14 protein-coding genes are annotated in these 15,022 nt (G+C 70.5%); 3 read left to right on the top strand and 11 right to left on the bottom strand.

Annotated elements, in window-relative coordinates; all coding sequences use genetic code 11:
* The first annotated feature begins 256 nt into the window (after positions 1-256).
* Both murA and AMA02S_RS03305 read left to right on the top strand, forming a co-directional pair.
* A complete protein-coding gene (gene murA, locus AMA02S_RS03310) occupies positions 257-1,543 on the top strand; it encodes a UDP-N-acetylglucosamine 1-carboxyvinyltransferase (protein ID WP_067451571.1) in 1,287 nt (428 codons plus the stop codon).
* A gap of 910 nt (positions 1,544-2,453) precedes the next feature.
* Positions 2,454-3,785, top strand: coding sequence for a transcriptional regulator (locus tag AMA02S_RS03305; RefSeq protein WP_084264482.1), 1,332 nt, complete (start codon positions 2,454-2,456; stop codon positions 3,783-3,785).
* A gap of 146 nt (positions 3,786-3,931) precedes the next feature.
* Here AMA02S_RS03305 and hisC read toward each other — a convergent pair whose 3' ends face one another.
* The 7 genes from hisC to AMA02S_RS03270 all read right to left on the bottom strand — a co-directional run bounded on the left by hisC (position 3,932) and on the right by AMA02S_RS03270 (position 9,521).
* The gene (gene hisC, locus AMA02S_RS03300) at positions 3,932-5,032 is read right to left on the bottom strand and encodes a histidinol-phosphate transaminase (RefSeq protein WP_067451236.1); all 1,101 of its coding nucleotides are present in this window, start codon (positions 5,030-5,032) and stop codon (positions 3,932-3,934) included.
* A gap of 53 nt (positions 5,033-5,085) precedes the next feature.
* On the bottom strand, positions 5,086-5,373 hold the full coding sequence (locus tag AMA02S_RS03295) for a DUF6401 family natural product biosynthesis protein (RefSeq protein WP_067451233.1): 288 nt from the start codon (positions 5,371-5,373) through the stop codon (positions 5,086-5,088).
* Between the two features lie 50 nt (positions 5,374-5,423).
* Positions 5,424-6,113 carry an NUDIX hydrolase gene (locus AMA02S_RS03290; RefSeq protein ID WP_067451230.1) on the bottom strand — a complete coding sequence of 230 codons (690 nt, stop codon included), beginning with the start codon at positions 6,111-6,113 and terminating at the stop codon, positions 5,424-5,426.
* 82 nt (positions 6,114-6,195) lie between these two features.
* Positions 6,196-7,539, bottom strand: a complete 1,344-nt coding sequence (locus tag AMA02S_RS03285; RefSeq protein WP_067451227.1) for a flotillin family protein — start codon at positions 7,537-7,539, stop codon at positions 6,196-6,198.
* Positions 7,540-7,639: 100 nt separating this feature from the next.
* Positions 7,640-7,843, bottom strand: coding sequence for an NfeD C-terminal domain-containing protein (locus tag AMA02S_RS03280; RefSeq protein ID WP_067451224.1), 204 nt, complete (start codon positions 7,841-7,843; stop codon positions 7,640-7,642).
* 112 nt (positions 7,844-7,955) lie between these two features.
* Positions 7,956-8,681, bottom strand: coding sequence for a hypothetical protein (locus AMA02S_RS03275; protein WP_067451220.1), 726 nt, complete (start codon positions 8,679-8,681; stop codon positions 7,956-7,958).
* Between the two features lie 165 nt (positions 8,682-8,846).
* A complete protein-coding gene (locus AMA02S_RS03270) occupies positions 8,847-9,521 on the bottom strand; it encodes a lysophospholipid acyltransferase family protein (RefSeq protein ID WP_067451217.1) in 675 nt (224 codons plus the stop codon).
* 395 nt (positions 9,522-9,916) lie between these two features.
* On the opposite strand from AMA02S_RS03270, the gene AMA02S_RS03265 reads away from it, so the two are divergent.
* Positions 9,917-10,315, top strand: coding sequence for an STAS domain-containing protein (locus tag AMA02S_RS03265; protein ID WP_245667326.1), 399 nt, complete (start codon positions 9,917-9,919; stop codon positions 10,313-10,315).
* Between the two features lie 63 nt (positions 10,316-10,378).
* Here the strand turns inward: AMA02S_RS03265 and AMA02S_RS03260 are convergent, their stop codons facing one another.
* The 4 genes from AMA02S_RS03260 to AMA02S_RS03245 are packed head-to-tail and all read right to left on the bottom strand — an operon-like array spanning position 10,379 to position 15,020.
* Entirely contained in the window at positions 10,379-11,203 is an 825-nt protein-coding gene (locus AMA02S_RS03260; RefSeq protein WP_067451214.1) for a glutamate ABC transporter substrate-binding protein, read from the bottom strand.
* A gap of 44 nt (positions 11,204-11,247) precedes the next feature.
* Complete coding sequence (locus AMA02S_RS03255; protein WP_245667325.1) at positions 11,248-12,759, bottom strand: GlnX family signal transduction membrane protein; 1,512 nt, start codon at positions 12,757-12,759, stop codon at positions 11,248-11,250.
* A complete protein-coding gene (locus tag AMA02S_RS03250; RefSeq protein WP_067451211.1) occupies positions 12,756-13,634 on the bottom strand; it encodes an FHA domain-containing protein in 879 nt (292 codons plus the stop codon). The genes AMA02S_RS03255 and AMA02S_RS03250 overlap by 4 nt, the downstream gene beginning before the upstream one ends.
* A gap of 3 nt (positions 13,635-13,637) precedes the next feature.
* Entirely contained in the window at positions 13,638-15,020 is a 1,383-nt protein-coding gene (locus tag AMA02S_RS03245) for a vWA domain-containing protein (RefSeq protein ID WP_067451208.1), read from the bottom strand.
* Between the last annotated feature and the right edge of the window lie 2 nt (positions 15,021-15,022).

Genomic DNA, 15,022 nt, shown 5'->3' with positions numbered 1-15,022 from the left:
CGGGGGCCGAATTTGCTCGCCAGGCCGAACCTTTGCGATGGGCCGGGTATCTAAGCGAGCAGACCGGCGCCGAGGTGGCGCGGGCCGGACACCTCACACCCGGCTCGATGGTTTACTTGGGTCGCGTTGGCGCAGAGGGGGGACACCGTTCGGCGCTCGGCCCTTGTGATCCGCCGTAGTCCCACTTGATCCGGTGACACCTTGATCCGGTAGACACCGTTGACCGCACCCGAGAAGGAGTAAGGCGGAGATGAGCATGGGCCATGAGGTTCGCTACCGCGTGCGCGGAGGCCGGCAGCTGCAAGGCACCGTTTTCATCCAGGGGGCCAAGAACGCCGTCCTGCCGATGATCGGTGCCTCGCTGATGGCGTCCACGGGACGTACGGTCCTGCGGAACGTCCCGATCATCGAGGACGTGCGGCGCGCGGTCGAGCTCGCCCGGGCCATCGGCGCCAAGGCCGAGTTGCACGAGACCGAGCGGACGCTCGTCATCGACGCGTCCTCGCTCAGCACACCGGTGCTCCCCGCCGACATCGCCTCCCGGTTCCGCGGCTCGTTCCTGTTCGTCCCCGCGCTGCTGCACCGGCTCGGCGAGGCCGTGATCGAGGGCGTCGGCGGATGCAACCTCGGAAGCCGCAACCTGGACTTCCACTACAACGGCTTCAAGCGGATGGGCGCCACGGTCACCGAGCACGTGGCCGACAACGGCGACGGGATCATCCACATCAAGGCCGGCGACCTGCGCGGCGGGACGCTGTACTGCGACACCCCCTCGCACACCGGCACCGAGAACCTGATCATGGCGGCCGCGCTGGCCCACGGCACCACGCTGATCAAGAACGCGGCGCTGGAGCCCGAGGTGCTGGACAACATCGCGATCCTGCAGGCGATGGGCGCCAAGATCAGCGGCGGCGGCACCGGGTTCATCACCGTCGAGGGCGTGGACGAGCTGACCGCCGTCGAGCACACCGTGATGCCCGACCGCATCGACGCCGGCGTGTTCGTGATGGCCGCCGCGATCACCGGCGGCGATCTGAACCTCGTCGGCGCCACCCTGGAGCACCTCGGCGTCGCCGCGGACAAGCTGGAGCAGATGGGCGTCGAGTTCCACCAGCAGGGCGCCGTCCTCCAGGTCCGCCGCGAGCGGACGCTCCGCCCGATCAACGTCATCACCGACGAGTACCCCGGCTTCGCCACCGACCTCCAGTCGCCGATCATGGCGCTGTCGTGCCTGGCCGAAGGCCCGTCCTATATCTACGAGCGGATCTTCGACGGCCGGTTCAAGCTGGCCGAGGAGCTCGGCAAGATGGGCGCCGACATCGAGGTGGACGGCAACCGCGCCAAGGTGAACGGGCCACGCGGCCTGCGCGGCGCCGAGGTCGAGGCGCACGACCTGCGCTGCGGAAGCGCGCTCGTCCTGGCCGGCCTGGCGGCCGAGGGCGAGACCACCATCACCTCCGCGTACTACCTCGACCGGGGCCACGCGCACACGGCCGAGCGCCTGTCCCAGCTGGGCGCCGAGATCGTCCGCGAAGCGGACTGACCCGGTTCGGGTCCGGTTGGCGGGTCGGTCCGCGAAGCGGACCGAAGCGGTTCGAGAGTCGGTTCGAGAGTCGGTTCGAGGGCGGGTCCGGACGGTCTACCCGATGGGGCGGGATGGCCGTCTGGGCCCGATTCGGCGGGGCCCGCAGGGTGACTCGGACACGGGCGCGCTGGCACGGAGCGTCACAGCCGACCGGGTGGTCACTCGCGGTTCGACAAACGGCCGCAAGTGGCCGGGGGTGGCCGCCAGACCTGACCAACTTTCAAGTGGGTCCTTACCGGAGCTGTTACCCCCCACTCCAAAACCCTTCAGCATGGCGTCACCTTCCCACTACACATAGCTGCGAGGTGACGGTTCTCTGTCTGCTCTGGCGCACCCCTGACCTGGGATGTAATCTCTGGAACGCTCCCGGTATGCACGACCGTAACGCGGTAAAAAATCACCGCTTCGGAGCGTGAGGGCCGTCCGAACGGATCACTCGTCTTTCCGGGCGTCCAGGCAACAGTACGTTCGATTTTCGGCCCGCGCGTAAACCAAACAGACACTGCAAGGGTCCCCTGTGTGCACAACAGCGTCAGGGAAGGGCCCTAGCGGTGTTTTCGGGTCTTGTTTTTCAACTTCGGACGACCGAAGATGCAGGATCAAGGCTGGCCGAATGGTGACAAATTACTGACCAGGGGGTCGCGTAGGTTACTTTTTCGCCGCACTCTTGATTCGATTTCGCGTCTGGGCGTCACACATCGTCGCCCTGACCCGATCTGCCCACTGAGGAACGAATCGCACGGGAACTGCGGTGCTGGGTCAGAAGGCAGGGGCGACAAGCCATGAGTCAACCGTTGGGCGAAGCGTGCGCGAACGCATGGGCGGGGGACCCCCGCCGAGAGGATGGACCGGAAGCGAGCGATCATCGATGACGGCCGCACGAACGGGATCGGTGACACCCGATCTCACCATCGGCGTCGTGGGTCCGCATGACCTTGTCGAAAGGGTCATGTTGATGGGCCACGGCCCCACACCGGTACCGAGCCGGCTAGTGGCTGCCGCATATCGGGACGAACAGGAAGCGGCCGACAAGGTCGTACGGTTGGGATCGGGCGTGGACGTTTGTCTGTTCGCCAGCCCGGTGCCGTACGACTTCGCCCGCAAGGCGGGCGTGCTGACCATGCCGGCCACCTACGTCCCGTTGAACGGCGCCGCACTCCAGGGCGCGCTGCTGCGCGCCTCCCTTGACGAACGATTCGACCCGTCCCGCGTGAGCATCGACGTGCTCGGCCGGGCCGAGGTCGAAGAGGCGTACGCCGAGATCAGTCTGGGCACCGAACAGGTGCACCTGCGAGAGGAGGCGGCCGGGCCCGGAACGCTCGCCGCCTTCCATGAGCGGCTGTGGCGGCGCGGCGCGACGACGGTCGCGATGACCTGCGTCCACGCGACGGCGGAACGGATGGAGATGGCGGGCGTGCCGACCATCCGGGTCCGCCCGACCGGCGCGGCCATCCGCAGTTCACTCCAGACGGCGGCGCTGCTCGGCGCCCACCACCGGCTGGAGGAGTCGCAGCTCGTCGTCGTGCTCGTGGACGTCCCGACGCTCCGCGAGACGCCGCGCCGCGTCACCCCGCGCTACTGGCGCGACGAGCTGAAACTCGCGCTGCACCGGGTGCTGCTCCAGGAGGCGCACCGCATGAACGCCTCGGTATGGCCGCTGGACGACCACAGCTACCTGGTCATCGCCACGCGAGGCTCGGTCACCGCGTCCACCGAGGGCTTCCGCACGCCGCCCTTCGTCGAGCGTGTCCGCGAGGAGCTGGGGCTCGCCATCGAGGTGGGCATCGGCATGGGACGGACGGCGCACGAGGCGGAGAACCACGCCCGCGCGGCGCTGGCCCGGTCGCAGAGCTCGCAGCGGGCGCAGGGCTTCGCGCTCGACCGCGACGGCCGGGCGCTCGTCCCCGCGCCGCGCACGCCCCCACGCAGCCAGCCGCAGGCCAAACCCAAGGGCCTGGAGATCCTTGCGCGCCTCGCCGACAAGCTCGGCGACCAGGAACAGCCGCTGATCGTGGACGCGGAGAACGCCGGCAAGATGCTCGGCGTCACCCCGCGCACCGCCCGCCGGCTGCTCCGCACCCTCGTCGAGGAGGGCCTGGCCTGGCCGCTCCCCCCGAACCGGACCCCGCAGCCGGGCCGTCCCCGCCAGCTCTACCGCCTGATCGTCGAGAAACTCGGGCCCAAGGCCACCACAGGCTGACACGACCGCCCCCGGACACGTGCCGGTCCGGGGGCGTGAGGAAGCCGAGCGGCCGGGCGCCCGCCTTCCGGCCGACAGCGCCTCACCGGCCCACAGCGCCTTACTGGCCGACGGCGGGGGGCGCCGCGAGTCGGCCGGCCGGGTCATCAGTTCCGGTGGTGGAAGGCCCTCGCGACGGCCAGGAAGGCGTCGTTCTCCTCCGGAGAGCCGATCGAGACGCGCGCTCCCTCCCCGGCGAACGGGCGGACGCTGACGCCCTCCGCATCGCACGCGTCCGAGAACTCCATGGTCTTGTCGCCGAGCCGCAGCCAGACGAAGTTCGCCTCCGTCGGCGGTACGGTCCAGCCGTCGTCGACCAGCCCGCGGCGGACCCGGTCACGCTCCTTGACCGTGCCCTCGACCCGCGCCAGCAGCTCGTCGGTCGCCGCGAGCGAGGCGATGCCCGCCGCCTGCGCGACGGAGTTGACGCTGAACGGCAGGAACGTCTTACGGATCGTTCCCGCCACCAGCGGGTGCCCCACGAGGTAGCCGATCCGCAGGCCCGCGAGCCCGTACGCCTTCGAGAAGGTGCGCAGGATCGCCAGGTTCGGCCGGTCGCCGTACAGGGTCAGGCCGTCCGGGACCTCCTCGTCTCGGATGTACTCGCGGTACGCCTCGTCCAGCACGACAAGGCAGTCCGCGGGGACGCGGTCCAGGAACGCCTCGATCTCGGCGCGGCGGACGACCGTCCCGGTCGGGTTGTTCGGGTTGCAGACGAAGATCAACCGGGTGCGGGGGGTGATCGCGTCCGCCATCGCGGCGAGATCGTGCGTCTCGTTGCGCAGCGGCACCTGGACCGGTGTCCCGCCCGACAGCGCCACCAGCAGCGGGTACGCCTCGAACGAGCGCCACGCGTACACGACCTCCGCGCCGGGTTCGGCGACGGCCTCCAGGAGCATCTGCGTCATTCCCACCGATCCGCAGCCCACCGCGACGTGGTCGACCGGGACGCCGCAGTGCGACGCGATGGCCTCGCTGAGCGCCGTGGCGTTGTTGTCGGGGTAGCGGTTGATGTTGCGCGCGGCCTCCCCGATCGCGTCCAGGACGGACGGCAGGGGCCCGTGCGGCGACTCGTTGGAAGACAGCTTGAACGAGCGCCCCTCAGGCGACACCACGACCTTGCCTGGCTTGTAGGCCACGAACCGGTCGAGGACGGATCGGAAGCGGGGAGTGGTTACTTCGGACACCGTTGTCCTCCAGGTGAACATGGGTGGTCGACACCAGCCTACGGCCGCCCGTGCGGCACCCGGCGGCCGGTCGTCTAGCGGTCCGCCACCTGCCGCATCAGCCAGCAGACGGCCACGATCCGGACGAACTCCCAGTCCCGGGTGCTGTGCGGCCACCAGCCCCGCCTGAAGGCGTCCTCCGCGAAATCCCGTAGATAGCCCATGAGCTCGTCCTCGTCGGGGCTGCCGAGCTCTTCCCGGAGGCTCGCCACGTGCTGGTCGACGGCGGCCGCGAGGCCCGGCGAATCTGCCATCTCGGCGACGCCGGCGTCGCCGATGTCCCGGACGAGGAGTCCCAACACTTCGGACGAGTCACCGTTCATAGGGTGAGAACCTAGCAACGCGCTCACCATGCTCGGTACATCGGCCCAGGTCAAACCACCCGGCGCTCCGGCGGGGGGCGCAGCATCGGGGGCCGGAGCTGCTCGGCGTCCCCCCGCCCGTACAGCCGGGCCGGGCGGCCGCCGTCGCGGGTCGTCGTCCGATCGGTGGGGACGAGGAACCCGTCCGCCCCGGTGACCTTCCGGTGGAAGTTCCGCGGGTCCAGGACAGTGCCCCAGACGATCTCGTACACGCGCCGCAGCTCCGCCACCGTGAACTCGGGCGGGCAGAACGCGGCGGCCAGCGAGGTGTACTCCAGCTTGGCGCGGGCCCGTTCCACCCCGTCGCACAGGATCCGCCGGTGGTCGAATGCCGCCCGGTCATGGTGGATGAGGTCATCCACGGCCGTCCACAGCACCTGCGCGCGGCTGGAGGCGGGCAGATCAGGAGCGAGCCCCAGATAGGCCACGCTCACCACGCGCTGCCGGGGGTCGCGGTCGGGATACCCGTAGGTGGCGAGCTGTTCCAGGTGGATCCGCACGTCCGCGAGCCCGGCCCGCTCCGCCATCAGCCGGGACGCCGCGACCGGCAGGTCCTCCTCCAGCTGGATGAAGCCGCCGGGCAGCGACCACGCCCCGTCGTAGGGCGCCCGGTCCCGCCGCCACATCAACGCGCAGAGCCGCTGCTCCCGCACGGTGAGGACGACAAGGTCGACGGTGACGGCGAGCCGCGGGACGGACATGAACGAAGTCTATGGGGGTGTCGTCGTCACGAAGGCCCTGCCGGAAAGTCCGGCAGGGCCTGGGTGGGGCGGGCGAAAGACCTCAGTCTTGCTTGGGGGTTTCCAACGGGACGGTGGGGATGGAGGCGGTGGAGGTGGCCGACCCGTTCTGGCCGTTGCCGCCGCTCATCCCCGCCAGGAGCTGGCGGGCGACGCCGAGGCCGGTGCCGCCCAGGGTGAGGGCCTTGGCGAGCATGTCCTCGATGCCCTCGGCCCCGTTGAGGACCACCATGTTGTCGACGTTGCCGAACACCCGCGCGCCGGCCTCGACGATCTCGGGCCACTGCTCGGCGAGCTGCTGGGCGATGACCGCGTCGGTGTTGTGGGCGAGCGCCTCCGCACGGGCCTTGATGGCCTCGGCCTCTGCGAGGCCCTTGCGGCGGATGGCGTCGGCCTCCGCCTCGCCGAGCAGGCGGGTGGCCTCGGCTTCCCGCTGGGCCCTGAGCTGGATCTCGGTGGCGGCGGCCTGGGCCTGGGCGATGCGCTGCTCGCGGTCGGCCTCGGCCAGCTTCACCTGCTCGTACGCGCGGGCGTCGGCCGGCTTGCGGACCTCGCTCTCCAGCCGCTTCTCGGTCCGCTCGGCCTCCAGCTCGGCGTTGCGGGTCTCCTTGAGGATGACCTCCTGGCGGGCCTGCTGCGCGGCCTGGCTGACCTGGCCCTCGTACTCGGCCTTCTTGATCTCGGTGTCCCGGATGACCGCGGCGTTCTCGCGCATGGCCTCCTGCTCGCGCTGGGTGGCCTCCTGGTCGCGTTCGGCCTCGGCGATGCGGGCGACGGAGGCGACCTTCGCGGCGTGCGGACGGCCCAGGTTGGTGATGTAGCCGGTCTCGTCGTCGATCTCCTGGATCTGCAGCGAGTCCACGACGAGGCCGAGTTTGCTCATCTCGTCGGCGGCGGACCCGCGGGTCTCGCTGGTGAGGCGCTCGCGGTTGAGGATGAGGTCCTCGACGGTGAGGCCGCCGATGATCGAGCGAAGGTGGCCGGTGAACAGCTCGTGGATCGCGCCGTCCATGGAGCCCTGCTGCTCCAGGAAGCGGCGCGCGGAGTTGGCGATCGAGACGAAGTCGTCACCGACCTTGTAGATGACGACGCCGCGGACCTTGACCGGGATGCCCTGCTGGGTGACGCAGTTGACCTCCAGGTTGGCGGCGCGGCTGTCGAGCCGGAGCCTGCGGGCGACCTGGAAGCCGGGCAGTACCGAGGTGCCCTTGCCCGTCACGATCTTGAATCCGAGGCTGTCCAGACCGTCGATGGGCTTGGATCTGGCGCCCAGCCCGGAGATGATCAGGGCCTCGTTGGGCTCGGCGACCCGCCAGACCATCTTGAACAGCACAATCAGCACGATGACGGCGACGACCACGGCGATCGCCACGACGACCACGGGCATTCGGCCTCCTCTCCGCTTGGACGCGGGTGCGCGTTTCCCCCTAGACGCAGGTAGAGCCTGATCGGTTCGCCTTTGGACCGTTTTGTTACAGACGAGTTCGTTACAGACCGAGCGCGGGGGCCACGTACACGGTGCGGGGCGGGTGGTACTCGACCACGACGATGATCGTCCCGACGCCGATCTCGTCGCGCGGATCGACCGGGTGGGCGTAGAACGCCTCGACACCGCCGCGGATCGGGATCATCACCTCACCGACCAGGCCCGGACCGATCTTGCCGGTGACCCGGCCCTCCTTGCCGATCAAGGGACCCCCACTGGCTCACGTACTCGGTCGTCGCACGGCGCGCGGCGGTCACCTCGGGTGCGCCGCGTAAGGGAACGGTATCCGCTGGACGCGACACGCCGCGAGTGCGGTTTCAGCCCAGGATCCGCCGCGCCTGCACCAGCGACTCGCGGGCGAGCCGCTCGGCCTCCTGGCGGGTGGCGTTCGGGCCGAAGACGCTGACGGTCCCGACGTAACGGGTGTCCTTGAAGACCACGTACCAGGTGTAGGTGCGGTCACGGCCGGTGGTCGTCGCGACACCGATCGACCGGGAGCCGCCACCGATGTCGCCCTGCGGCGTCTCGACGACCCGGTGCTCGGACCACTGCCGGCCCACCTTCGTGCGGAACGTCAGGCAGCCCGGCGGGACGCGCGCGCCGACCTGCTTGTCGGCCTCGGCGGCCGACATCCCCATCAGCGTCTCGGTCACCATCTGGCCGTCGCGCCTGGTGAACGCGGCGAGCGCCGCGGGGACGTCCGCCTCCACGTTGCCGACCGGGCCGCCGGCACCGCCCGTCCCGCCGTTCTGGCAGCGCGGCTTGTCGACGGTCACCTGGCGGCGCAGCTGCGCGAGGTCCTGGAACGCCTTGAGCGCGCCGTACTCGCCCGAGTCGGGTTCGCCGTTGCGCGTGTAGCCGGGGGTCTCGATGAGCAGCGCCTGCTCCAGCTGGGCGGAGGTGTAGCCGCCGGCGAGCACGGCACGGCCGGTGCCGCGGACGGGCTGGGCGCGCTCGTCGCCACCGCCACAGCCCGCCACGGCGGCCGCCGCGACCGAGGTGAACGTCGTGAGCAGCGTGATCGGGAGGAGCCTGTGGGCCATGCGGGCGACCTTACGGCGCAGACCGCGCAAGTCCCCGCAGACGACACGCCCTCAGGACGATCCGGTGCGACATTCGGTCGCGACACCCGACCGGCGACACCCGGTGGCGACAGCCGACCGCGGAGCCGGAGCCGGAGCCGGTGGACGTCGAGGCCCGCCGGGCGATCACTCCCTCTGGTCGGCGCGCTCGTTGTAGACCCCGGCGTACTCCTGGCCGGACATCTTCTGGATCGTCTCGGCGATCTCGTCGGCGATGGCACGCCGGGCCTTGGCCGGCGGCAGATCGCGGTAGTGGGAGAAGTCCATCGGCGGCCCGATGCGCACGGTGGGGCGGGGTCCGAACACGCGCGGCAGCGAGGCGCCGATCGGCTGGATCTTCTCCGTGCCCTCCAGCGCCACGGGCAGGACGCGGGCGCCGGACGTCAGGACGAGCCAGCCCACCCCGGTGCGGGCGCGGTAGAGGCGCCCGTCCGTGGAGCGCGTGCCCTCGGGGTAGATCGCGAAGGCTCCGCTGTTGTCGAGGATCTCGGCGGCCTGCTCCAGGGCGCCCATGGCCGCGCGCCGGGCGCCGCGCCGGACCGGCACGTGCCCGAGGTTGGTGAGGAACCAGCGGACGAAGCCCTTCTTCAGCCCGCTGCCCTCGAAGTAGTCGGCCTTCGCGATGTAGGTCACCGGCCGCGGGACGGCCAGCGGGATGATGAAGCTGTCGATGAACGACAGATGGTTGCTGGCCACGATGAGCGGCCCGTAGCTGGGCACGTTCTCGCCACCCTCCACCCGCGGGCGGAAGAGCAGCCAGAGGATCGGACGCACCACGCGCGTCATGAACGTGTAGAACACCCAGCCTCCCGAATTCGGCACCGCCACTGTAACGTCTGCGCTGATCCGGGCCCTGGTCACCGCCTGCTTTTCCCCGAGCCGGGCAGGTCAAGAATGGCCCTGTCGCAGGTCACGGCGGTACCGGTGAGCTTATACTGGGCCGGGAGCTTAAACAGGCCGTCCGACGCCATTGGACGGGTGATCCAATCGAACCGCCATTCTTACCATCAAGTAAGTTCCTCTTCGGTAGGTTGTTGCGCCCGTTTCCACAGGGACCGGCCGCGGTGGCCGTCCCGGGCACCCGGCCCGGGCGCGGGTCCGGACGTTACGGTCCGGGGCATGGCCCGGCGACCTGGTCCTTTTACCAGGAAGTGCTTGGAATGCGGACACCGGTGCGCAATCCTGAGGAGTCACCTGTGACGGGCCAGTGGTGCCCGTTCGTGTGGGGGCGTGAGGTGACCATGGACTTCGACATCCACCTGATGTATGACGAACGATGCACCCTCGTCCGCGTACAGGGCGACATCGACGTGGTGTCCCGGGCGCGCTTCGAAGAGACGCTCTTCGACGTCGTGGACGCGGGCGGCCCGTTGGTCGTCGATATGCGAGAGGTCACGTTCTGTGACTCCACCGGGCTGAACGCCATCGTCGCGGCCAACCGCCGCGCCCTCGAAAGCGAGACCCACGTGGCGCTCGTCGCGCTCCCGCCGCGCGTCCAGCGCGTCTTCCACATCACCGGAATCGACAAGTTCATCCCGATCTACGACACGCTCCGCGAGGCGATTGGCGCGTTCCCCTCCACCACGACCCAGTAACGCCCGGGTGACGTCCGCGTGGTGATGGCGGCACGCCGCACCTGCGCGTCGCGTACAGGCCCGTCAGGTACAGCCCTCGAACTGGGGGACGCTGGTCGTCAGCTTGAGACCGGAGTTGCCGAACCACTTGGCGAGGAGGCGCTCGGCCGTCCCGTCCTGGTACATGCGGGTGATGGCGCGGTTGACCAGCTCACAGCCCTTCAGATCGCCCTTCTTCAGACCGACGCCGTACTTCTCGTCCGTGAACGGCGCATTGATGATCTTTCCGCCGCGGCCGGCGGCGAAGCCGGCCAGGATGAGGTCGTCGGTGGAGACCGCGTCCAGGCGGTCTGCGGACAGGGCGTCCATGCAGGCGCCGTAGGTCGGCACGGTGACCGGCTTCGCCGCGATCTTGCGCTCCTCGACGACCCGCCGCCACGAGTTCGACCCGGTCACCTCGCAGATCCGCTTGCCCTTCAGGTCACGGACGCCGCGGATGGCGGCGTCGGCGCGGACGAGCGTGTCCTGGTGCGCGACATAGTACGGCCCGCCGAACGTGACCACCTTCTTGCGCTTGGCCGTGATCGAGTAGGTCGCGAAGATCAGATCGACGCGGCCCGAGGCCAGCGCCGATTCCCGGACGGAGGAGTTCGTCGTGCTGAACCGGATCCGGCCGGCCGGCACGCCGAGCCGCCCCGCGACATAGGTAGCGACATCGACGTCAAAGCCCTCGTAGGTCCCGTTCGAACGGCGCATCCCGAGCCCCGGCTGATCGGCTTTCACGCCGATGACCAGGGACTTCTTCCCGGCGATGGTGTCGGGCCCCGATCCGTCCAGGCCACAGCCGGACGGCCCTGCCACGGCGACCAGGACACCGGCCGCCGCCGCGGCGGCGCGGGTGACGCGCATCGGCTCACCTCCTGTCAGAGCGGGGCCCGTCCGGCGGGCCCCTGTCAGCGGAACTCGGCCAGCCGGGGGCGGACCCCCGCGACGGCGAGCAGGGCGATGACCGCCGCGGCGACCGGCGGCAGCGCGATCCAGCCGCGCAGCCCCCCGTCGGCGTCCGAGATCGCCGTGTTGAACGCCTGCTGGTGGACGGCGGTCAGCGAGCCCAGCTTCGCGTCGTAGGCGGCGAAGTTGAGGATCGCGTTGGAGGTGAGCCCCATGCGCAGGTCGACGGCCCCGGCGCGGTCGCCCTTGGCCGCCAGCTCCCGCATCCGCCTGTCGTTGTCGAGGACGACCTCGTAGGACACGAGCACCTGCCGGAACGTCTCGCCCGCCTTGCCGCGCGTGCTCGCGCGCGCCTCGTCCCCGAAGAAGCCGAGGAACGGGACGGGTTCGTTGCCCGGCACGTACGTGCGGACCGTCTCCTTCAGCCCGGCGTAGTAGTTCTCCAGGTTCACCGGTTTGGAACCCATGTCGGGGTAGAGGACAGCGAGCGACTTGTCGAGGTACGTCTGCTCGTAGGTGTCGGCGCGTCCGGGATCGAGCAGGTAGCGGCTCTCGTCGGCGAACGCGCTGTGGCTGATCGCGCGGGCCCGCGAGAGCGCGAGGACCGACTCGAAACCGTCCTGCTTGGCCGTCTTGATGTGCTCGGCCTGCGCCGACAGCAGGCCGGTCGCGACACCGACGAGCGCGACCGTGGCGAGCGTGGCCAGCGCCAGCGCCGGGTTGATCACCCGGCGGAACGTCCGCGCGAGGAAGACCTGCCCGGCGAGCAGGAGCAGCAGGACGATCGCGCCGGTCGTCACGACCCACGCGCGTCCGGAGAGCACGGCCGAACGCTTCGTCTCGTACGCCTGCCGGACGTTCGCACCGCTGTCGAGCGTGATGTTGTACGCCTTCGGCAGGATCTCCAGCTTCATGAGGTCGGTCGCCTGCCGGTACGCCTCGACGACCTGCGCCGGCAGCTCGCCCGGCGGGTGCTTCGCCTGCCGGTCGAGGAGCATGGCCTCGCCGACGAGCCGCTCGTACCGTCCGAGGCCCTCAAGGACCTCCTGGACGGTCAGCTCCAGGTCCGCGTCCCGCCCGGCGAGCTGCGCGGCCCGCACGGCGGCCTTGTCCGCTTCCGCACGGCGCTTCTCGTAGACGCGGAGGGACTCGTCGTAGCCGATGCCGAGGTCATGCTCGCGGCCGATCAGCAGGATGTTGGAGATCTGCGCGTCCATGTCGCTGAGCGCGAAGTACAGCGCGCTGGTGGCGACGACCTGCGGGCCCGAGTCGTGCCCGATCGTCTGGACGGAGTCGCGGGCGTTCCCGATCGCGACGCTGAGGACGGCCAGCAGGGCCGCGACGGCGATCAGGACTACGACCACGTAGGCGCGGATCTGTCCGGGGATGGTCCGCAACCATCGTCCCCGGACGAAAGTGACCAGGCGGCCGCGGCGCGGCTCCGGGACGGGGCCGGTGGGTTTCTCCAGTGGACGGGCCTTGGGCGTCACCGTCCGCGGAGATGTCGTCGTCATGGCGGGCTCTCTCCCAGAGACAGCGTGAGGGTCGTCCAGGCACCGACATGGATGCGGTCTCCGTCACCCATCGGGACCGGCACGTTCACCGCGATCGGCTCTGTTCCGCCGTTCACGGTCGTTCCGTTGGTGGAACCGGGGTCGACCAGCGCCCAGGTGCCGTCCGGCTGGCGGAGCAGGACCGCGTGCATGTGCGAGACACCGGGGTCCTCCGGGGGCGTGCTGAGGTCGATCTCCGGCAGGAGCGCCCTGGACGTGCTGCGCCGTCCGATCCGCACCTCGTCTCCGGACAGCGCGACGCGACGATCAGGGCAGTACGGCGGGAACGTCAGCGCCGTGGAGTCGGGCCCCTCCAGCGCGATCACCGAGTTGTAGTAGTCCCGATCGGCGCAGATCAGCACCGACCAGCCCGTGTCTGACCGGCCTGTGTCTGGCCGGCCGATATCTGGCCGGGACGGCTCCGAACCGGGCGGCTCCGAGGCAGCGCCCACCCTGGGCGCCGGGACGTCCGTACCCGGCCCGCTGGTAGCGCCCCCGACAGCCTGCCCGGCGGCCTGCCCGGCGGCTTGGATCCGTGACGCCGGGACGGCCGACATCGCGACCGTGTGCGCTCCGCCCGCCTCGAAGTCGTGCCCGTCCACCTCGCAGAAGCGGCCGGAGCGGGGCGAGCCGCAGCGCGGGCACACGGCCTCCGCGGGTGACGCCTGCGGAGACGGAGGCGGCGAGGGCGACGGCCGTGCCCGGGACGGCGGTGAGGGCGGGGACGATGGCGTTTCGGCGGGGAACTCGGCGCGCGGAGCACCGTCCATGAGGTCGCCGCACACGTCGCAGTAGTCGGCGGACGCGGACGTGTGCCCACTCGGGCAGACCGGCATACCTCAGCTCCCGTCCTCGGCCGGGGGTGTCTCGCCCTGACGCGTCCGCACCGTCCGCACGGACCGGGTGTCCAGCGACATCTCATCGGCCTTGGAGACCTCACGTTTCAACCGGACCGTGCCCGTCTCCGGATCGAGGACGTCCACCACGCGGTCCAGCAGCCCGGCGATCTGCTCGTTCCCGACCCGCTGGGCCAGCACGACGGCGCGGCCGAGCCGGGCGGTCGCGGTGTCCTCGTCGCCCTCCCGCCGCGCCTCCAGGCCCTCCTGGATCGCCTCGGCCAGCTCGGACTGCCCGGTGTGGTGGGCGACGCGATTGTTGATCCGCGTGGACTTGCCCTCGTCGTCCGTCCACTCGGCGAGGATGTTGCCGGCCGCGAGGACCTGCTCGGGGTCCCCGCCCCTTCCCGGGACGACGAGCTTCACCCACGCGGCCCGCATCTGCCGTCCGACATCGCCGGGCGTCACCTCCACGCTCAGGTGGTACTCGCGCTGCTCACTGCCCCACGCGCCGAGCGGATAGTCGCCGGTCTGCGTCCCGGACGAGGAGCGGCGGCCGGTGAGGTCCTCCACGGTGGGCACCATCTGCTTGACGAACCGCAGCTCGGCCTGCTGCGGCGTCCACACGCGCAGCGCCACGTCCGCGACCTCCTTGCCCATCGCGGTCTGCGTCATCCTCAGGAAGTCGGCCTCCAGGTCCGCCGGGTCGGGGACGTCCAGGAAGCCGCCGAGCAGGGCCGAGGTGATCTTTCGCAGCTCGGCGACGTCCCAGTCGGTGCCGACGCCGCGTGCGTCGCAGAGGAACCCGCCCGCGCACTGCCCCAGCGCCGCGTCCAGCTCGTCGGCGCTCTCGTGCTGGTTCTTGCCGTCGGTGAGCAGGATGGCGTGCCGGACGGCGTCACCGTGCTCGGCGAACAGCCGGTCCGCGAGCCGCAGCCACGACCCGATCGCCGTGCCGCCCGCCGCGTCCAGCCGACCGATCGCGTTGGCGGCGCTCCGCCGCGTCTTGTCGCTGACCTGGAGGAGCCGCTCGCCCTGCGGGTAGACCATCCGCGGCTGGTTGGCGCCGGCGATCACGGCGAAGTACACGCCGTCGCGCAGGACGTCCACGGCGGCGCGGGCGGCGCGCTTGGCGGCGGCCATCTTCCCGCTGTAGGACATCGACCCCGAGGTGTCGATGATGATGATCTCGGCGGCCGCCGCGCCGCGCGCGGGCTCCGGCACCGCGTCGGCGCCGCCACCCAACGGGTCGCCGGACGCGGTGCCGGTGCCCCTCCGGGCCGACGAACGGGCCTCCACGGAGACGATCGCGTGCATCTCCCGTGCACCCGCCGGCAGGTAAGGGTTCTGGTCGACTCGGATCGTGAACTCGGGAAGGTCGCTCATGT

Source organism: Actinomadura macra NBRC 14102 (assembly GCF_001552215.1).
Classification (GTDB): Bacteria; Actinomycetota; Actinomycetes; order Streptosporangiales; family Streptosporangiaceae; genus Spirillospora; species Spirillospora macra.
The sequence above is the reverse complement of the archived record's forward strand: the minus strand, read 5'-3'. Positions and strand labels throughout refer to the sequence as shown.

Bases quoted from the DNA above. Each gene is read 5' to 3' on its own strand.
- murA (WP_067451571.1), top strand. From the start codon at position 257: ATGGGCCATGAGGTTCGCTACCGCGTGCGCGGAGGCCGGCAGCTGCAA.
- AMA02S_RS03305 (WP_084264482.1), top strand. From the start codon at position 2,454: ATGACGGCCGCACGAACGGGATCGGTGACACCCGATCTCACCATCGGC.
- hisC (WP_067451236.1), bottom strand. From the start codon at position 5,032: ATGTTCACCTGGAGGACAACGGTGTCCGAAGTAACCACTCCCCGCTTC.
- AMA02S_RS03295 (WP_067451233.1), bottom strand. From the start codon at position 5,373: ATGAACGGTGACTCGTCCGAAGTGTTGGGACTCCTCGTCCGGGACATC.
- AMA02S_RS03290 (WP_067451230.1), bottom strand. From the start codon at position 6,113: ATGTCCGTCCCGCGGCTCGCCGTCACCGTCGACCTTGTCGTCCTCACC.
- AMA02S_RS03285 (WP_067451227.1), bottom strand. From the start codon at position 7,539: ATGCCCGTGGTCGTCGTGGCGATCGCCGTGGTCGTCGCCGTCATCGTG.
- AMA02S_RS03275 (WP_067451220.1), bottom strand. From the start codon at position 8,681: ATGGCCCACAGGCTCCTCCCGATCACGCTGCTCACGACGTTCACCTCG.
- AMA02S_RS03260 (WP_067451214.1), bottom strand. From the start codon at position 11,203: ATGCGCGTCACCCGCGCCGCCGCGGCGGCGGCCGGTGTCCTGGTCGCC.
- AMA02S_RS03255 (WP_245667325.1), bottom strand. From the start codon at position 12,759: ATGACGACGACATCTCCGCGGACGGTGACGCCCAAGGCCCGTCCACTG.
- AMA02S_RS03250 (WP_067451211.1), bottom strand. From the start codon at position 13,634: ATGCCGGTCTGCCCGAGTGGGCACACGTCCGCGTCCGCCGACTACTGC.
- AMA02S_RS03245 (WP_067451208.1), bottom strand. From the start codon at position 15,020: ATGAGCGACCTTCCCGAGTTCACGATCCGAGTCGACCAGAACCCTTAC.